The following is a 16495-nucleotide window of genomic DNA, read 5'->3' as shown; positions in this document are numbered from 1 at the left end:
CGGGAAACAGCATGAGAAGGCAAACACGGAAATTCTGGATCGTCGCCGCCCTGGCGATATTGACCAATGGCTACTCGCTACTCGGCCTCGCCCAAGGCTCGGCAGGCGCACTGGCGCGCACCATCGAATGCAACCAGGCGATGGTCCGCGCGCTGGCGGCCAACCTGGCGCTGAAGCTGCAGAGCGGCACCCCGCCGGCACGCCCGCAGCGCTGGATCCCGGAGCGCTTCATCCTCGACTGCCCGGCCTGAAACGAAAACGCCGCCAACCCCGGGAGGCTGGCGGCGCTCGCATGGCGCGGGGCCGGCTCAGGCGCCGGTCGGCTGGCGCGCGACGAAACGCATCATCCATTCGGCGACGACGGTGCCCTGGTGATCCCTCGCCAGGCTATCGACCCCCTTGCGATAGAGTTCCTCGCCCAGGTGCTGCTGGCGCAGTTCGAGCAGTTCGCGGGAATAGTCGTGGACGAACTCGGGATGCCCCTGGAAGCACAGCACCTGGTCGCCGATGGCGTAGGCGGCATAGGGACAGAAGTCGCTGGAAGCGATCACCCGCGCGTTTTCCGGCAGCCGGGTGACCTGGTCCTGGTGGCTGATCAACAGGGTCAGGTCCGGCAGCGCCGGGCTCATCCAGTCGGCCCGTTCGTTCAACTGGTACTGGTGGATGCCCATGCCCCAGCCCTGGCTGGCGCGCTCGGCCTTGCCACCGAGCAGCAGGGCCAGCAACTGGTGGCCGAAACACACGCCGAGGAGCTTGTCGCCGCGCTCGTAGCGGTCCAGGAGGAAGGTCTTCAGGGTCTGGATCCACGGGTCGGGACCGAAGGAGTCGGCCTTGCTGCCGGTCACCAGGTAGGCGTCGAAGCGCTCGTCGTCCGCCGGATAGCGCCCCTCCACCACGTTGTAGATGACGAATTCGGCGGCGATCGGTTGCTTGGCGAACAGTTGCTGGAACATCCGGCCGTAGCCTTCGTAGCGCTCGATCAGCTCGGGACGAAGGATATCGGTTTCCAGGATACAGATGCGGAGCGACATAAAGACTCTCTGAAGAAGTGGGGTTATTGTCGTTTTCGTTTGATTTAATTAACACAGGAGCGCGGGCAAGGGAACCGTCGCCCTGGCCTCGAAAGGAATATCCGGACGATTCGCCAAAAAACAAGCAGCCGGCAGAAAGATTCCCGAGACGCCCAGCCGTAAAGAAATCTGCACAGGAGACGGAAGGACTCCCCATGCCCGGAACCGCCACGTAAACTGGCGATTTTCCGCGAGGCACACGCCATGTTGCTCAAGGCAGTACGTAACGGACTGGGTCAGGCGATTATCCTCGCCGACTTCGTCAGCCGCCCCCGCAAGCTGCAGCGCAGCGCCGAGGCCCAGGCCGAGGTCGAGCGGGCGCTGCGGAACCTGTCGCTCTACCAGTTCCGCGCCTGTCCGTTCTGCGTGAAGACACGCCGCGCCATGCACCGGCTGAACCTGCCGATGCAACTCAAGGACGCCATGAACGATCCGCAGGCCCGCCAGGCTTTGCTGGAAGGCGGCGGCAAGGTCAAGGTGCCGTGCCTGCGCATCGAGGAAAACGGCCAGGTGCGCTGGATGTACGAATCCAGCGAGATCATCGCCTATCTGGAAGGCCGTTTCGCCAACGCCTGAGCGGCCGATCAACGGCCCCCGGCCGCATCCAGGGGCAGCCGATGGATCAGGAAATGCGCCGGCACCTCGCCCTCGCGCCCCGGCAACAGGCGGTGGCGAATGCGTGACTCGCTGACATAGGCGCAGCCCTGTCCGGTGACGGTCAGGTTGACCGGCGACTCCAGGCCCTCGCGTATCACTTCGATGCCGCGCCGCCCGGCGGCGAGCGGCTCGGCGATCCGCAGCACCTTGCCGGCGCCGCTGCGGATGGCGTTCTCCAGCACGATCAGCGAGCCGTCCGGAGCCAGCGCCATGCCGTCCGGATTCTCCAGCGTTCGGGGCAGCTCCATCTCGCGCAGCCGCGGACGCGTGGCGACCCCTTCGACGACATGGATCGCCCCGCTACCGAAGTTGCCGACCAGCAGGGTGTCGTCGTCCACCCGGACGATGCCCGCCGCGCCCAGCCCGCCGGGGCCGGCCAGGCGGCTGTCGCGCAGCAACACCTGGAACGCCGGTTCCCCGGGCCGCAGCCGCATCAGGCTGCCATCCCGGGTTTCGCTCAGGTAGACCGTTCCGTCCGGCGCCACCGCGAGATCGTTACCCATCCCGTCGCCGGGCAGGGTCAGATATCGGCGCACGGCACCGGTCGCGAGATCCAGGGCGAACACCCCATGCGGCCGGCGCCGGCCAGCGGGTAGGAAGTCCGGCGAATTGCCCCAGAGCAGGCCACGCGACTCGTCCAGCCGCAGCGCGGTGGCAGCGAAGATCGCCGGGCTGCCGGCGAAGAAGGTTTCCCACTCGCCCCCGGGAGGCTTGCGCAGGATGCGCCCGCTGGTGACCAGGCCGACGTACAGCGTTCCATCGGCGGCATGGGCGATGCCGTTGGGATACCGGGCCCCCGCTGGCAGAACGATGCTCGTCGCGGCGCAGGACGGTTCGCGCTCGCCCGGCGCACGGGCGAAAACCGGCAAGACGGTCGCCGATACCATGGATACCAGCAGCAACACGGAAGCCTGTCGTCTCATCATGCTTTCTCCGTCGATGTGCGCCCTACCAGCGCGGGGTCCGGGCGCGCACCGTGAGCGGCGCCTCCAGCGTGGCGCACTCCTCTTCGGCGAGGTCCAGCGTCAGCGCCGCGAGGGCATCCTCGAGGTGATGCGGCCTGGACAGGCCGACGATCGGCGCGGCGACACCGTTCCGGCCAAGCAGCCAGGCCAGGGCGAGTTGCGCCGGTGGAAGCCCGCGGGCTGCGGCGAGTTTCTCCAACGCGCCGAGGGTCGACTCGACTTCCTCCCTGCCGCCGTACCAGCGCGGGGCCTGTTCGTCCGTCCGGGTCCGCAGCGTGCCGGCGCTTCGCGCTCCGGCCAGCAGCCCACGCGCCAGCGGCGACCAGGGCGTCAACGCGATCCCCTCTTCCCGGCACAGCGGCATGAGGTCCTCCTCGTCCTCGCGAACGATCAGGTTGTACTGGCTCTGCATCGAGATGAATTGCGCCAGGCCGTGGTGGCGCTGGAAGGCGAGCATCTTCATGAAGCGCCAGGCCGGCATCGACGAGGCGCCGAGGTAACGGACCTTGCCGACACGCACCAGGCTGTCGAGGGTTTCGCAGGTTTCCGCGATCGGGGTGTCCGGATCGAAGCGATGGATCACGAAGAGATCCAGGTAGTCCGTACCCAACCGCCGCAGCGAGGCATCCACGCTGGCAAGCAGGTGCTTACGCGACAAGCCGCAGGCGTTGGGCCTGTCGCTCATGGGAAAGAACGCCTTGGTGGCGATTACCAGGTCCTCGCGCTGCGCGAAGTCCCTGAGCGCGCGCCCGAGGATCCGCTCGCTCTCGCCGGTGGAATAGATATCGGCACTGTCGAAGAAGTCGATCCCGGCTTCCAGCGCCTCGCGAATGAACGGACGCGCCCGTTCCTCGTCCAGCACCCACGGACGCCACGCCGGATCGCCATAGGTCATGCACCCCAGGCAGAGCCGGGAGACTTTCAGGCCGCTATTGCCAAGACGGACATGCTGCATCGTACGACCTCGTCGGAAGGCTCTGAAAAGAGCGGTTTCCCCGGTCCAGCCTGTTCATGAGCCAGGTTTCCCGACGATGCTATATTGCTGCCGAATAGCTAACTATCCTGGAAAAATCTCTTTCATTGATCGAGTTATCTTAATAATCCAATGAAAAAGCCCGATCTCGCCGGTCTCGCCGCCTTCGTCGCCATCGCTCGCGAACGCAGTTTCCGCCGCGCCGCCGCCACCCTCGGCGTAACCCCGCCGACGCTCAGCCACACCCTGCGCGAACTGGAAACCCAGCTCGGCATCCGCCTGCTCAACCGCACCACTCGCAACGTCTCGCCGACCGAGGCCGGCGAGCACCTGCTGGCACACCTGGACCCGGCGTTCGAAGACATCGCCGCCGCGCTGGACAGCCTTAACCGCTTTCGCGAAACGCCTCACGGCCTGGTACGAATCAACGCACCGCGAAACGCCATCGGTCTCGTCCTCGCGCCACGTTTCGGCGAACTGGCCCGCGACTATCCCGGCATCACCCTGGAAGTGGTGGCGGACGAGGGTTTCGCCAATATCGTCGAAGCCGGTTTCGACGCCGGCATCCGCCTCGGCGAAGACCTCCAGCACGGCATGCGCGCCGTGCGGGTCGGCCCGGACCTGCGCTTGGCCATCGTCGCGACCCCGGCTTACTTCCGACGGCAAGGCAGGCCGGGTAGCCCGGAGGAATTGCTCGGCCACCGTTGCATCGGCTGGCGCAAGGTGTCTTCCGGAGAGCTGTACAAATGGCAATTCAGCAAGGGCACGAAAGCGCTTTCGGTGGCCGTGAGCGGACCGCTGGTCCTCGACGACCCGCGCCTGATGCTACAGGCGGCGCTGGCCGATGTCGGGATTGCCTTCGCCATCGAGGAGGAAGTCGCCGAGCACCTCGCCGCCGGCCGCCTGGAACGGGTCCTGGCGGATTGGTGCGCCCCCTTTCCCGGTTTCCATCTCTATTATCCAAACCGCCGCAACCACCCGGCGGCGTTGAGCGCCGTGATCGACCTGCTGCGCTACCCCGGCGAGGAACACCCAGGTCCCGCGTAGGCACATCGGCGGAAGCGCCCGTGGCAGCCTGGAGGCAAGCATGGAGGCTGGCCCGTACCGACGCACGGCGTAGGGCGCATAACCGCATCGCGGTTATCCGCCGAATCTCGGCATATCGGCGGATAGCGCCTGTGGCGCTATTCGCCCTACCAATGGCGGCTGGAGGCAAGGGCCTGTACCGACGCGCGGCGTAGGGCGCATAACCGCATCGCGGTTATCCGCCAAACCTCGGCATATCGGCGGATAGCGCCCATGGCGCTATTCGCCCTACCCGTGGCGGCCTGGCTGGCAAGAACCAGGGGATACCGGGGTGGCGTCATCCGCCGCGGTACGCGACCACGAGAAAGCCGGCCCGAAGGCCGGCTCTCCATGCGACGTCAGGACTCAGAACAGCTCGCCCTTCGCCGCCTTCTCCAGCAACAGCGCCGGCGGCTCGAAGCGCTCGCCGTACTGTTCGACCAGGTATTGGGCGCGGGCGATGAAGTCCTTCAGGCCGTACTGGTTGATGAACTGCAAGGCGCCCCCGCTCCAGGCGGCGAAACCGATACCGAAGATCGAGCCGATGTTCGCGTCGGCGGTGGAGTGCAATACCCCCTCCTCCACGCAACGAACGGTCTCGATGGCCTGGATGAACAGCAGGCGGTCGCGTACGTCCTCGGCGGATATTTGCGCATCGGGCTTCTCGAAGCGGCTCTTGAGTTCCGCCCAGAGATGTTTCCTGCCGTTCGCCGGGTAGTCGTAGAAGCCGGCGCCGGCCGCCTTGCCCGGGCGCTTGTACTCATTGACCATCAGGTCGATCACGGCGAACGCGGGGTGCGTCGGCAGAGCCTTGCCCTCGGCCTCGAGGTCGCGGGCGGTCTGGTTGCGGATGTGGGTCATCAGGCTCAGCGAGACTTCGTCGGAAATCGCCAGCGGCCCCACCGGCATACCGGCCTGGCGCGCCTGGTTGTCGATCATCGCGGCGCTCACGCCTTCGCCGAGCATGGCGATGCCTTCGTTGGTGAAGGTGCCGAATACCCGCGAGGTGAAGAAGCCGCGGCTGTCGTTGACCACGATCGGCGTTTTCTTGATCTGCAGCACGTAGTCGAAACCGCGTGCCAGGGTTTCGTCGCTGGTCTTTTCGCCGCGGATGATCTCCACCAGCGGCATCTTGTCCACCGGGCTGAAGAAGTGCAGGCCGATGAACTTCTCCGGCCGCGCCACCGCCTGGGCCAGCCCGGTGATCGGCAGGGTCGAGGTATTGGACGCCACCACCGCATCGGCCAGGGCATGCTTCTCGGCCTCGGCGGTGACCTTGCCTTTCAGCGCGCGGTCCTCGAAGACCGCCTCGATGATCAGGTCGCAGCCTTCGAAATCGGCTTCGCTGACGCTCGGCACGATCCGCGCGAGGAAGGCGTCGCGCTTCTCGGCGGACAGGTGCCCGCGCGCAACTTTCTTGTCCAGCAGCCTGGCCGAATAGGCCTTGCCCTTCTCCGCCGCTTCCAGCGAGACGTCCTTGAGCACCACCTCGATGCCGGCCGCCGCCGATACGTAGGCGATGCCCGCGCCCATCATCCCGGCGCCGAGCACGCCGACCTTTTTCGTCGCCCGCACCGGATACCCCTGCGGCCGCGACTTGCCGGCGTTGATCTCGTTGAGCTGGAACCAGAAGGTGCCGATCATGTTCTTCGCCACCTGGCCGGTGGTCAGCTCGGTGAAATAGCGCGCCTCGATCAGTTGCGCGGTGTCGAAATCGACCTGGGCGCCCTCCACCGCCGCGCACATGATCTTCTCGGGCGCCGGGAAGCAACCCTTGGTCTTGTCGCGCAGCACCGACGGTGCGATGGCCAGCATCTGCGCCACGTTGGGACTGGCAGGCGTACCGCCGGGAATCTTGTAGCCGGCGCTGTCCCAGGGCTGCTTCGCCGCCGGGTTGGCGAGGATCCAGGCGCGGGCCTTCTCCAGCATTTCCTCGGGGCTGTCGGCCAGTTCGTGGATCAGCCCGGCCTTGAGCGCTTCCGCCGGACGCACCTTCTTGCCTTCGGCGAGGTACGGCAGGGCTTTCTCCAGACCAAGCAGGCGCACCATACGTACCACCCCGCCGCCGCCCGGCAACAGGCCGAGAGTCACCTCCGGCAGGCCGAGCTGCACGCCGGGATTGTCCAGGGCGATGCGGTGGTGGCAGGCCAGGCAGATCTCCCAGCCGCCGCCCAGCGCAGCGCCGTTGATCGCGGCGACCACCGGCTTGCCGAGGGTCTCCAGGCGCCGCAGTTGGCCCTTGAGTTCGAGGATGCCCTGGTAGAAGGCCGGGGCGTCGGCCTTGGTGACCTTGATCAGCTCGTTGAGATCGCCGCCGGCGAAGAAGGTCTTCTTCGCCGAGGTCAGCACCACGCCGGCGATCCCCTCTTTCTCCGCCTCCAGCCGCGCGATGGTCTTCGCCATCGCCTCGCGGTAGACACCGTTCATGGTGTTGGCGCTCTGCCCGGGCATGTCCATGGTCAGGACGACGACGTTGTCCTGGCCTTTTTCGTAACGGATAGCGTCAGTCATTCCGGTTCTCCCTTCACACGCGCTCGATGATGGTGGCGATGCCCATGCCGCCACCTACGCAGAGGGTGGCCAGGCCGTAGCGCAGGTTGCGCCGCTCCAGTTCGTCGAGCAGCGTGCCGAGGATGATGCAGCCGGTGGCGCCGAGCGGGTGGCCCATGGCGATGGCGCCGCCGTTGACGTTGACCTTGCTTTCCGCCACGCCCATGTCCTTCATGAATTTCATCACCACCGAAGCGAACGCCTCGTTGACTTCGAACAGGTCGATGTCTTCCACCTTCAGGCCGGCCTTGGCCAGGGCCTTGCGGGTCGCCGGCGCGGGGCCGGTAAGCATGATGGTGGGGTCGGTGGAGGTCACCGCGGTAGCGACGATCCGCGCCCGCGCCTTCAGGCCCAGTTCGCGGCCCTTGGCCTCGGAGCCGATGAGCATGGCGCTGGCGCCGTCGACGATCCCCGAGCTGTTGCCCGGCGTATGCACGTGCTCGATGCGCTCGACCTGGCTGTACTTGCGCAGCGCGGTGGCGTCGAAGCCCATCTGCCCCATCATCTCGAAACTCGGTTTGAGCGCGGCGAGCCCTTCCAGGGTGGAGTCGGCGCGAATGAACTCATCGTGGTCGAGCAGGACGATGCCGTTCTGGTCGGCGACCGGCACCAGCGACTTGCCGAACAGCCCTTCGGCGCGGGCCTTGGCAGCCTTCTGCTGGGAGCGCAGGGCGAAGGCATCGACATCGGCGCGACTGAAGCCTTCCAGAGTGGCGATCAGGTCGGCGCCGATCCCTTGCGGGACGAAGCTGGTGTGCAGGTTGGTTTCCGGATCCAGTGCCCAGGCGCCGCCGTCGGAGCCCATCGGCACGCGTGACATGGACTCGACGCCACCGACCAGGACCAGGTCCTCGAAGCCGGAGCGTACCTTCATCGCCCCCAGGTTCACCGCCTCCAGGCCGGAGGCGCAGAAACGGTTGATCTGCACGCCGGCAACCTGTTCGTCCCAGTCGGCCACCAGCGCCGCGGTCTTGGCGATATCGGCGCCCTGGTCGCCCACCGGCGTCACGCAGCCGAGCACGATATCGTCGACCTGGGCGGTATCCAGGTCGTTGCGCCGCTGGACCGCGCGCAACAGCCCGGCCATCAGGTTCACCGGCTTGACGCTGTGCAGCGCGCCATCCTTCTTGCCCTTGCCGCGGGGAGTACGCACGGCGTCGTAAATGAATGCGTCGGTCATGGCGGTCTCTCTTATCCTGTTCTCGTCCGGCCGAGCGGGCCTCCGCCTACCTTAAACAGGCTCGCCGGCGGGACAATGACCGAACCGCTCAGGCTGATTGACCGCCCAGCTCAGCCTGCAACGCCGGGAAGATAGCACCATGCCATCTTTCGACCGGAAACCCGGACACCGGACGAACGGTCGAGACGCACGCCAGAGCCGTCACCACGCTGTCATATAGAGGGAATATGTCTAGACCGGAGCAGCTTGTATCCAAGTGGTCTAAGCCCGCGCAGGCCGGGGCTTAGACTGATTCATGCAAGCGTTCGAAAGGGAGGTCGACGCCGGGGATGCCGGGCCGACCGAAGAGTACGCCACTGCGTGGCAAGCCGTTCCGCCGGGCCGTAGCGCGGAGCAGGCAGCCACCCGACAACAAGAAAGGCAGACAGGCCATGTTGAACGAGCAGCCAAAAAGATGGCGGCAAGCGAGCCTCATCGTCTTCGCCACCACAGTCATCCTGATCCTTCCCAACCTTAACAGTCTGATCCGCTAGGGCACCTGCTGCCTGCACGCTGCGCACCGCCTCGCGGTCAGCGCAGCGCAGGCAGCCACCAGGTCAGCAGCAGCGGAATGAAGGCGAACGACAGCAGGGTCGAACACAGCACCAGGCTGGCGACCTGATCCGGCGAACGATTGCCGCGCAAGGCGTAGAGATAGTTGAACACCGCCACCGGCATCGACGATTGCACCACCAGCACCCCCTGCGCCAGCGGCGGCAATTGCAACGCCAGCGCCACCGACCAGCCCACCAGCGCGCCCAGCAGAAGACGCAGGCCGCCATAGAAGAAGCCATTGCCCAGTTGCCGCGGACGGATGCTGGCCAGGGACACGCCGAGGGTGATCAGCATCAGCGGAATGGTCAGCCCGGCCATCAGGTCGACGGTATTCGCCATCCAGCGCGGCAGTTGCAGGTCGAGCCCCATCAACAACAAGGCCAGCAACACGCTGAGCAGGATCGGATTGCCCAGCAGCGAGCGCCAGGAGCGCTCGCCGCTCATCCAGAACACGCCGAGGCTGAAGTTGCCGATCGACATGATCAGGTAGAACGCCACCGCCAGGGTCATCCCCGCCTCGCCGAACGCATACAGGCACACCGGCAGGCCCATGTTGCCGACATTCGGGAAGCTGTAGGCCGGCACCAGCACCTGCCACTCCTGGCGCCCGAGGCGCGCCGCCGCCCAGCCCAGCGCAGCCATGCAGACGCAGATCAGCGCGCTGGCCAGGGCCATCCGGCCGAAGCTGTGCAGGTCCACCCGGGTATGCGCCAGGGTGGCGAGGATCAGGCATGGCGAACCGATGTTGAACACGATGCGCGAAACGAACTCGGTCGGATAGGCGTGTCCGAGACGGACCCAGACATAACCGACACCGGCGCCGAACAGCACGGGCGCCATCACGGCGAACAACTCGGCGAGCACGGGAACCCCTTGGTTAGCCAGCTATGCAATGGCCCGCATGCTACCGCGAGGCCCCCGTTCCGTGCCAATCTCTCGCTCCATGTCATAACCGGCGGATGCACGAGGAACCCGCATGCCTGTCACTCTCCCGCGCCTGGCGTTGCTAGGTGCCCTGCTCTTCCCTGTGGCTGCCGCCTGGGCCGCCGAGCTCCGCCTGGAACTGCCGGGGGGCACGCAGACCTGGAGCAGCGAAGAACTGCTCAGGCATCCGCAGGCCCGCGACCTGGACATCCCGGCCGACGTCGCCTACCGCCGGAACATGCGCTACCGCGCCGTGCCACTGGCGGCCTTGTTGAAAGGCGTGCATCCCGAAGACCATTTGCAGGCCGTGGCCAGCGATGGCTTCGCCGCCGAATTGCCGGCCGCCCCGCTGCTCGCCGAACAGGGCTCGCAAGCCTGGCTGGCGATAGAGGATCCGCAGCGCCCCTGGCCGCCGTTGGGCGCCGGCAAGCCGTCCGCCGGGCCGTTCTATCTGGTCTGGAGCAAACCCGAGGAAAAACGCATCGGTCCGGAGCAATGGCCCTTCCAGGTCGTCCGCATCCGCTATCAGCCCCCTCTGGCCGAACGCTTCCCGGCCCTGCTGCCGGCCGCCGACGCCAGCGCGGAAGTGCGCGCCGGCTTCGCCGTGTTCCAGAAGAACTGCCTGGCCTGCCACCGTCTCAACGGTGCCGGCGACGCCCAGTTCGGCCCGGACCTGAACCTGCCGTACAACCCCACCGAGTACTTCCAGCCGCAATTCCTCTCCCGCTACATCCGCGACCCGCAGGCGCTGCGGCAATGGCCACAGGCGAAAATGCCGGCGTTCCCGGAACGGGTGATCGACGACCAGGAGTTGCGCCAGCTGATCGGCTACCTGCGCCACATGGCCGGCCGCAAAGCGGGCGCGGCCGGCTGAAGCGGCGTCAGATGTTGTACGCCGAGGGCGGCGACGGCAGGCGCTCCAGCAAGTCGTGCAGGCCGGCGCTCCACTGGCGGCGGATGGCGCTGAAATAGGCGTCGTCCTCGGTGACCCGGTAGCCCTCCGGCAGGATCAGGCTGTCGCGGTGGTAGACCAGCAGGTCCAGCGGCATGCCCACCGAGAGGTTGCTGCGGATGGTCGAGTCGAACGACACCAGCGCGCAGCGCAGGGCCTGCTCCAGCGGCGTGTCGAAAGTCAGGTTGCGGTCGAGGATCGGCTTGCCGTACTTGCTTTCGCCCAGTTGCAGGAAAGGCGTGTCCGGCGTGGCCTGGATGAAGTTGCCCTGGGGGTAGATGCTGTACAGCGCCGGCGGTCCGCCGGCGATCTGCCCGCCGACCAGGAAGGAGCAGCTCAGGTCGGTATTGCCGGCCAGATTGCCGCCGTCGCGGGCCATCACCTCGCGGGTGGTCTCGGCGATCAGCGCCGTGGCGTCGTAGACCGAGGGCACGTTGAGCAGGCTGGCGCCGTCCCGGCGGATGCGCTGCTGCAGCAGGTTGATCACCGATTGCGAGGTCGCCAGGTTGCCGGCCGTCTGCACCACCAGCAGGCGCTCTCCGGGCGTGCCGAAGGTGAACAGCTTGCGGAAGGTGGCGATATGGTCGATCCCGGCGTTGGTCCGCGAATCGGAGGCGAACACCAAGCCGTCGGCCAGGTGCATCGCGACACAGTAGGTCATCTCGAATCTTCCTTATTCCGTCCGTCCCCGCCCCTCAAGCGTAAAGGCAATCGCCGATAACGCCAGGCGCGCAATGGATCGTCACTGTTGCTGCACCTGCAGCAGCGGCGCGCTGACCAGCACCCGCGCATGCATCTGCTCGCAACCGCCGCCACGGCGCAAGCCACGCACCGGGCAGGCATCCAGGTAGTCGAGGCCGACGGCCAGCTTGAGATGGCGCTCCGGACGGCCGAGCCGGTTGGTCACGTCGAAGCTGTACCAGCCGTCGCCGAGCCAGGCCTCGGCCCAGGCATGGCTGGCCAGGTGCGTGTCGTCCTCGGTGTAGAGGTAGCCGGAGACATAGCGCCCCGGCACACCCTGGCTGCGGATGCAGGCGAGGAAGGCATGGGCATGGTCCTGGCAGACCCCGGCGCGTGCGCCGAAGGCCTCGATGGCGGTGCTGTCGACGCGGGTCGCCCCCGGCTGGTAGAGGATATGCTCGTGCAGCGCATGCATCAGGTCGAGCAGGCCGCCGCGGTCCTTGCGGCCGCCCATGGCGCGTTCGGCGAAGGCGCGCATCTCGGCATCGGCGCCGGTCAGGCGGGTGCTGCGCAGGAACGGCAACGGCGACTGGCGATCGTGCTCCACCTCGCGCTCCTCGTCGATCTCGACCAGGCCGTGGGCGGCGATCAGGACCGACTCATGCGGTTCGTCCAGGGTCAGGACGTGCAGGATGTTGCCGTACGGATCGCGCAGCGGCCGCGCCGGGCGCGGCAGGTCCAGGCGCCAATCGACCACGTGCTGGCGCTCGCTGTCCTGCGGGGTCAGGCGCAGGTACTGGATGCTGGCGCGCACCCGGTCTTCGTAGCGATAGGTGGTGTCGTGGGTGATCGAGAGTCTCATGCGGCCTCCAGGTAGGAGCTGTGAATGGCGTTGGCCAACTGGCGAACCAGCAGGATGTAGTCGGTGATCCAGGTATGCAGGCCCTGTTCCAGCACCTCGTCGATGCCGGTGTAGCGCACCCGCGCCTCCAGCTCGGCGGCCAGGCGCTGCGCCGGCCGGCCGTTGACGCCGGGCAGGCCGGAAAGGATCTCGCTCAGTTCCTCGATGCAGGACAGCAGCGAACGTGGCACGTCCTCGCGCAACAGCAGCAATTCGGCGATGTTGCGCGCGTTGGGCGAGGCGCGGTACAGCTCGGTGTAGCCCTCGAAGGCGGATAGCGCCCGCAGCAGCGCGCTCCACTGGTAGTAGCCGCGCGCGGTGCCCTCGTCCGCCCCGGCGAGCGCCGCTTCGCCCTGGGTCTGGTAGCGCGCATCGAGCAGGCGCAAGGTATTGTCGGCGCGTTCGATGAAGGTTCCGAGACGGATGAAGCGGAACGCATCGTTGCGCATGCTGGTGGCGAAGGTCGCGCCGCGGAACAGGTGCGAGCGGTCCTTCACCCATTCGCAGAAACGACTGATGCCATAGCGCAGGATGCCCTCGGCGGCGATGCCGCGCATTTCCAGCCAGGTGGCGTTGATGTTCTCCCACATGTCCAGGGTGATCCGCCCGCGTACCGCATGGGCACTGGCGCGCGCTGCAGCCAGGCAGCTGTAGATGCTCGCCGGGTTGTCCGGGTCGAGGGCGAAGAAACTCAGCAGGCGCTCGGCGGCCAGTTCGCCGTGGCGCTCCAGGTAGGCGTCGAGGGTGCCGGTGATCAGCAGCGGCATGGCCAGTTCGTCCAGGCCGCCGCCGTTGCGGTCCTGCGGCAACAGCGACAGCGAGTAGCTGACGTCGAGCATGCGGGCGAGGTTCTCCGCGCGTTCCAGGTAGCGCGACATCCAGTACAGGTCGGAAGCGGTCCGGCTGAGCATGCTTATTCCTCCACCACCCAGGTGTCCTTGGTGCCGCCGCCCTGGGACGAATTGACCACCAGCGAGCCTTCGCGCAACGCCACCCGGGTCAGCCCGCCAGGCACCAGGCGAACCCGATCCGGCGCCGACAGGACGAACGGCCGCAGGTCGATATGGCGTGGCGCGACGCCGCTCTCGACGAAAGTCGGACAGGTCGACAGGGACAGCGTCGGTTGCGCGATATAGGCCTCCGGGCGAGCCTTCAGGCGCTCGCGGAACAGCTCGATTTCCTCCCGGCTGGCCGCCGGTCCGACCAGCATGCCGTAGCCGCCGGAACCCTGGGTCTCCTTCACCACCAGCTCCGGCAGGTGCGCCAGGACGTGCGCCAGTTCCTTCGGCTTGCGACATTGCCAGGTCGGCACGTTGTGCAGCAGCGGGTCTTCGCCGAGGTAGAAGCGGATCATGTCCGGCACGTAGGGGTAGATCGACTTGTCGTCGGCCACCCCGGTACCGATCGCGTTGGCCAGCACCAGGTTGCCGGCCCGGTAGGCGGCCAGCAGGCCGGGCACGCCGAGCAGCGAATCCGGGTTGAACGCCAGCGGGTCGAGGAAGGCGTCGTCGATCCTTCGGTAGATCACGTCCACCGGTTGCGGTCCGGCCGTCGTGCGCATGTAGACCCGCTCGTCGCGGACGAACAGATCGGCGCCTTCGACCAGTTCCACGCCCATCTCGCGGGCGAGGAAGGCGTGTTCGAAGTAGGCGCTGTTGAAACGTCCCGGCGTCAATACCACCACGCTCGGCGATTCGACGTCACTGGCCCGCTTGAGGGTGTCGAGCAGCAGGTCCGGGTAGTGGTCGATCGGCGCCACGCGCTGGCGGACGAACAGCTCGGGGAACAGGCGCATCATCATCTTGCGGTTTTCCAGCATGTAGGAAACACCGCTGGGCGTGCGCAGGTTGTCCTCCAGCACGTAGTAGTTGCCGCTGCCGTCGCGGACCAGGTCAACCCCGGCAATGTGCGCGTAGACGTTGCCCGGCAGGTCCAGTCCCTGCATCGCCAGTTGGTACTGGTCGTTGGCCAGGACCTGCTCGGCAGGAATCACGCCGGCCTTGAGGATGCGCTGTTCGTGGTAGAGATCGGCGAGGAACAGGTTCAGCGCCTGGACGCGCTGGATGCAGCCGGCCTCGATGTGCGCCCACTCCGCCGCGGGAATGCTGCGCGGGATGGTGTCGAAGGGGATCAGGCGCTCGGTGCCCTGCTCGTCGCCGTACAGGGTGAAGGTGATGCCGGCGCGGTGGAACAGCAGGTCGGCTTCGCGCCGGCGTTGCAGCAATTGCTCTTCAGGGGTGTCGGCCAGCCAGCGAGCGAATTCCCGATAATGCGAGCGGCATTCGCCGCCAGCATCGTGCATCTCGTCGTAAAACATGCGTGCCATGCCGGACTCCTTGTCGTCACGAACGATGGGGAACTCGCAAAGCCCGTGCCAGCGCGCGGATCACGGCTCGTCGGCGATTCGCAGGGTCGGCGCGGCGGGTTCGCCCCAGTCTGGTGCATCCTGCCCACAGGGAGAGGAAGGGCGCCCCGTTCGACGGCATGCGCGCCCCGCGGCCACGGACCGGCATCGACCTGCCGATCGCGAAGCGACCTGTGGGACCGATAAGTCTAGAACAGACCCGGAAGGGAGACGGCTTCTCCCCTCCCTTCCATGCAGACAGCCGTCTCGCTCGAACGAGCGATAAAGCGGACCGGCGGTAGTGCCAGGGAGGCGCCCGCGGCCGGGAAGGTCAATCGATCAGCGACAGCCAATGACGGTAGAAACCCTCGGCCACCCGATTCAGCCCGGCAACCTTGGCAGGCAACCCGGCCAGCATGTCCTCGGCGGATTGCTGGCTGGGCTGGGAGGGATCGAGCAGGTGCGGCCAGCCGGCGATCCAGCGCCGCACCAGTTCCTCGGTCATTTCCGGATGGCCTTGCAGGCCGAGTACGTGATCGCCCCAGGAAAACCCCTGGTTCTCGCACCACGGGCTGGACAGCAGGCGCTCGGCGCCCTGCGGCAGGTCGAAGGCATCGCCGTGCCACTGGAAGATCGAGAAGCGCTCCGGCAGCCCGGCCAGCCATGGACTGTCGCGGCTTTCCCGCTGCATGGGCTGCCAGCCCATTTCGGTGTAGGGCTGGTGCCGCACCGTCGCGCCCAGGGCGCGGGCCAGCAACTGGCCGCCGAGGCAATGGCCGATCAGCGGGATGCGCCGCTCGATGAAGCGACGCAGCAGCGCCAGTTCGTCGCGCAACCAGGGCAGGTCGTCGTTGACGCTCATCGGCCCACCCATGATCGCCACCGCTCGCGGGCGTTCGGCGTCGAGACCGGCGAGTTCGCCGAGGTCGGCGCGGATCACGCGGAAGTCCAGGCCGCGCGCCGCCAGCACGGCACCCAGATGGCCTGGCGGACAGAACTCGGCATGGGTCAGGATCAGAATATCGCTCATGGCTTACCTCCTTCCCCAGTCTGAAGGAAAGCCTTCGAGGAAGGAAAGCCCGACGCAGGAGCCCCGGCCCAGGATCGCGGCCGGGGTCCCGCCGCCGTCACGGACGCAGCGAAGTGACCTCCTGGGTCACGCCCCACCCGTCCAGCACGCCGCCCAGCGGCACCACGACTTCCTCCAGGTCGTGTTCGAAGGCACCGATGGCGGCATGGGTGGCGTACATCACCTTGCTGACCTGCAGGTTCCAGGAGCCATCGTCGCGAGCGACGACCTGGGCCCTGAGGGATTCGCCGCGAAACTGGCCCGCTGCCTGGCGGGCCTCCCGCTCACTGGGAAAGATGGCGAAGAAGTCGATGGGATGGATGCGCGCGAAGTCGAAGCCGCCTTCTTTCATGCGACGCAGGACATTCACGCTGACATCATCCGAGAAGGGCTTTTCCATGAGACGCACCTCCTGTCGAGACATTCAGAAAGTTCACCGATTCCCCATTCAGCTGAAGCCATCGTCGGCGATCATGAGAGTTTTTTGATCAAGCCAGAGGAAGATCGGACGACCATGGCTTCTTTCAGGGTAGCGTCAACCTGCCAGCGCTGCCGAGCTTTCCGCCGCCT

Annotated in this window: 16 protein-coding genes; 4 read left to right on the top strand and 12 right to left on the bottom strand. The window is 66.7% G+C overall.

Annotated features, from left to right (window positions below; genetic code table 11):
* Window positions 1-11: 11 nt before the first annotated feature.
* Window positions 12-251 carry a hypothetical protein gene (locus tag HMPREF2581_RS13575; RefSeq protein WP_003087754.1) on the top strand — a complete coding sequence of 80 codons (240 nt, stop codon included), beginning with the start codon at window positions 12-14 and terminating at the stop codon, window positions 249-251.
* Window positions 252-308: 57 nt separating this feature from the next.
* Here HMPREF2581_RS13575 and HMPREF2581_RS13570 read toward each other — a convergent pair whose 3' ends face one another.
* The gene (locus HMPREF2581_RS13570; RefSeq protein ID WP_003087753.1) at window positions 309-1031 is read right to left on the bottom strand and encodes an amidotransferase; all 723 of its coding nucleotides are present in this window, start codon (window positions 1029-1031) and stop codon (window positions 309-311) included.
* Between the two features lie 243 nt (window positions 1032-1274).
* On the opposite strand from HMPREF2581_RS13570, the gene HMPREF2581_RS13565 reads away from it, so the two are divergent.
* Complete coding sequence (locus tag HMPREF2581_RS13565; protein ID WP_003087752.1) at window positions 1275-1646, top strand: glutaredoxin family protein; 372 nt, start codon at window positions 1275-1277, stop codon at window positions 1644-1646.
* A gap of 8 nt (window positions 1647-1654) precedes the next feature.
* On the opposite strand, the gene HMPREF2581_RS13560 is transcribed toward HMPREF2581_RS13565, so the two are convergent.
* Together HMPREF2581_RS13560 and HMPREF2581_RS13555 are read right to left on the bottom strand one after the other, a co-directional pair.
* Window positions 1655-2653, bottom strand: coding sequence for an SMP-30/gluconolactonase/LRE family protein (locus HMPREF2581_RS13560; protein ID WP_003140024.1), 999 nt, complete (start codon window positions 2651-2653; stop codon window positions 1655-1657).
* A gap of 22 nt (window positions 2654-2675) precedes the next feature.
* On the bottom strand, window positions 2676-3647 hold the full coding sequence (locus HMPREF2581_RS13555) for an aldo/keto reductase (protein WP_003140026.1): 972 nt from the start codon (window positions 3645-3647) through the stop codon (window positions 2676-2678).
* 150 nt (window positions 3648-3797) lie between these two features.
* On the opposite strand from HMPREF2581_RS13555, the gene HMPREF2581_RS13550 reads away from it, so the two are divergent.
* Complete coding sequence (locus tag HMPREF2581_RS13550) at window positions 3798-4712, top strand: LysR family transcriptional regulator (protein ID WP_003087749.1); 915 nt, start codon at window positions 3798-3800, stop codon at window positions 4710-4712.
* 384 nt (window positions 4713-5096) lie between these two features.
* On the opposite strand, the gene HMPREF2581_RS13545 is transcribed toward HMPREF2581_RS13550, so the two are convergent.
* The 3 genes from HMPREF2581_RS13545 to HMPREF2581_RS13535 all read right to left on the bottom strand — a co-directional run bounded on the left by HMPREF2581_RS13545 (window position 5097) and on the right by HMPREF2581_RS13535 (window position 9918).
* Window positions 5097-7241, bottom strand: a complete 2145-nt coding sequence (locus HMPREF2581_RS13545) for a 3-hydroxyacyl-CoA dehydrogenase NAD-binding domain-containing protein (protein WP_003140029.1) — start codon at window positions 7239-7241, stop codon at window positions 5097-5099.
* Window positions 7242-7254: 13 nt separating this feature from the next.
* Window positions 7255-8460, bottom strand: a complete 1206-nt coding sequence (locus tag HMPREF2581_RS13540; protein WP_003087747.1) for an acetyl-CoA C-acetyltransferase — start codon at window positions 8458-8460, stop codon at window positions 7255-7257.
* 570 nt (window positions 8461-9030) lie between these two features.
* Window positions 9031-9918, bottom strand: a complete 888-nt coding sequence (locus HMPREF2581_RS13535; protein ID WP_003087746.1) for an AEC family transporter — start codon at window positions 9916-9918, stop codon at window positions 9031-9033.
* 112 nt (window positions 9919-10030) lie between these two features.
* Here HMPREF2581_RS13535 and HMPREF2581_RS13530 point away from each other — a divergent pair, with 112 nt between their 5' ends.
* A complete protein-coding gene (locus tag HMPREF2581_RS13530) occupies window positions 10031-10852 on the top strand; it encodes a cytochrome c (RefSeq protein ID WP_003109519.1) in 822 nt (273 codons plus the stop codon).
* 7 nt (window positions 10853-10859) lie between these two features.
* Here the strand turns inward: HMPREF2581_RS13530 and HMPREF2581_RS13525 are convergent, their stop codons facing one another.
* The 6 genes from HMPREF2581_RS13525 to HMPREF2581_RS13500 all read right to left on the bottom strand — a co-directional run bounded on the left by HMPREF2581_RS13525 (window position 10860) and on the right by HMPREF2581_RS13500 (window position 16325).
* Window positions 10860-11591, bottom strand: a complete 732-nt coding sequence (locus tag HMPREF2581_RS13525; protein ID WP_003100716.1) for a proteasome-type protease — start codon at window positions 11589-11591, stop codon at window positions 10860-10862.
* Between the two features lie 81 nt (window positions 11592-11672).
* The gene (locus HMPREF2581_RS13520; RefSeq protein WP_003087743.1) at window positions 11673-12473 is read right to left on the bottom strand and encodes a transglutaminase family protein; all 801 of its coding nucleotides are present in this window, start codon (window positions 12471-12473) and stop codon (window positions 11673-11675) included.
* Window positions 12470-13423, bottom strand: a complete 954-nt coding sequence (locus HMPREF2581_RS13515; RefSeq protein WP_003087742.1) for an alpha-E domain-containing protein — start codon at window positions 13421-13423, stop codon at window positions 12470-12472. The genes HMPREF2581_RS13520 and HMPREF2581_RS13515 overlap by 4 nt, the downstream gene beginning before the upstream one ends.
* 2 nt (window positions 13424-13425) lie before the next feature.
* A complete protein-coding gene (locus HMPREF2581_RS13510; RefSeq protein ID WP_003087741.1) occupies window positions 13426-14838 on the bottom strand; it encodes a circularly permuted type 2 ATP-grasp protein in 1413 nt (470 codons plus the stop codon).
* Between the two features lie 349 nt (window positions 14839-15187).
* A complete protein-coding gene (locus tag HMPREF2581_RS13505; protein WP_003087739.1) occupies window positions 15188-15886 on the bottom strand; it encodes a type 1 glutamine amidotransferase in 699 nt (232 codons plus the stop codon).
* A 97-nt stretch (window positions 15887-15983) separates the two neighbouring features.
* Window positions 15984-16325 carry a ribonuclease E inhibitor RraB gene (locus tag HMPREF2581_RS13500; RefSeq protein WP_003087738.1) on the bottom strand — a complete coding sequence of 114 codons (342 nt, stop codon included), beginning with the start codon at window positions 16323-16325 and terminating at the stop codon, window positions 15984-15986.
* Window positions 16326-16495 lie beyond the last annotated feature (170 nt).

Origin of the sequence: Pseudomonas sp. HMSC057H01, assembly GCF_001836405.1 — a bacterium.
Classification (GTDB): Bacteria; Pseudomonadota; Gammaproteobacteria; order Pseudomonadales; family Pseudomonadaceae; genus Pseudomonas; species Pseudomonas aeruginosa.
Note: the sequence above shows the minus strand (reverse complement) of the source record. Positions and strands in the feature narration are given on the sequence as shown.